The 1,192-nt window shown below is 67.2% G+C and carries 2 protein-coding genes; both read right to left on the minus strand.

Going from position 1 to position 1,192, the window contains the following annotated elements; genetic code table 11:
- Positions 1-8: 8 nt before the first annotated feature.
- Positions 9-914, minus strand: a complete 906-nt coding sequence (locus tag DWZ52_RS09800; RefSeq protein WP_199579259.1) for an IS3 family transposase — start codon at positions 912-914, stop codon at positions 9-11.
- Positions 881-1,192: helix-turn-helix domain-containing protein (locus DWZ52_RS10220; protein WP_233547311.1), on the minus strand; the 312-nt coding region annotated here is incomplete at its 5' end. The genes DWZ52_RS09800 and DWZ52_RS10220, both read right to left, overlap by 34 nt.

Genomic DNA, 1,192 nt, shown 5'->3' on the forward strand with positions numbered 1-1,192 from the left:
AATAGCGACTAGGCCGCGAGGGCCTGATTCCGGAACTCCTCCGGGGTCAGGCCCTTCAATCTTACCTGCCTCCGGCTCGTGTTCCAGTGGACTATGTATTCCTCCAGGTCGCGTTTGAAATCCTCGAACGTCTCCCACTCGCGGCCCCGGTAGAACTCGTCCTTGACGTGGCCGAAGAGCTGCTCGGTGGCGGCGTTGTCGATGCAGTTCGCCTTCCTGGACATGCTCTGGACGATGCCTGCGGCCTCGAGCCTGGATGTGTACGAGGCGTGCTGGTACTGCCAGCCCCGGTCCGAGTGCATGGTCGGGGCGGCGCCCTCGGGGATCTTGGACAGCAGCTCGTCGAGCATCCTGACCTGCTGGGCCATGTCGGGCGTGGTCGATATGTCGCTCGCCACGATCTCCTTGGTGCAGAAGTCCAGCGTCGGGGCCCAGTAGGCCTTGCCGCCCGCCACCTTGAACTCGGTGACGTCCGTTCCCAGCTTCCGCCACGGGGCCCCGGCGTCGAAATCCCTCGCGATCACGTTCTCGAACGTCCTGCCGACGACGCCCCTGTACGAGTTGTACCTGTGGTAGGCCGTCTCGCGTCTGATACCGCAGCGAATCCCCATCTCGCGCATCATCTCGAGCACGGTCTTGTCGGCTATCACGGCCCCCTCTTCCGCCCTGAGGCACATCGCTATCTGCCGGTGCCCGCAGCCGTTGGCGGTGCGCGAGAAGATCTCGGCGGCCGCCTCCCAGAGCTCGGGGCGCGTTGGCCTCGGCGGGTGCGCGAGGGCGTAGTAGTAGGTCGACCGCTTGAGCTCGGCGCATGCGAGCAGGTGCCCGAGCGCGTGCCCCTCGGCGCGCAGGGCCGCGACCGCTTCGGCCTTCGCCCTGGTCAGAGCCCGTCCCTCTCGACCAGGGCGCGTAATTTTTTTAGGTAGGCCACCTCGGCCTCGAGCCTACGGCACCGCTCCTCGAGCTCCTCCTCGCGGGTCCGCGGCCTCGCCTTGGAACCGCTCGGGCGGCCCTTGGGCCTCGGGCGCAGGGCCTCCGCGCCGCCCCGGCGGTATAGCGCGCACCACTTCTTGAGCGGCGACATCGACATTATGCCGAACGCCGCCATCGCCTCGGCCTTCGTCATGCCGCCGTCGACGACGGCGGAGGCGGCGGCGACCTTCTGCTCGTATGTGTACCTGCCCTGCTTTCC

It is taken from the genome of Collinsella sp. AF33-16, from assembly GCF_003475325.1.
GTDB lineage: Bacteria > Actinomycetota > Coriobacteriia > Coriobacteriales > Coriobacteriaceae > Collinsella.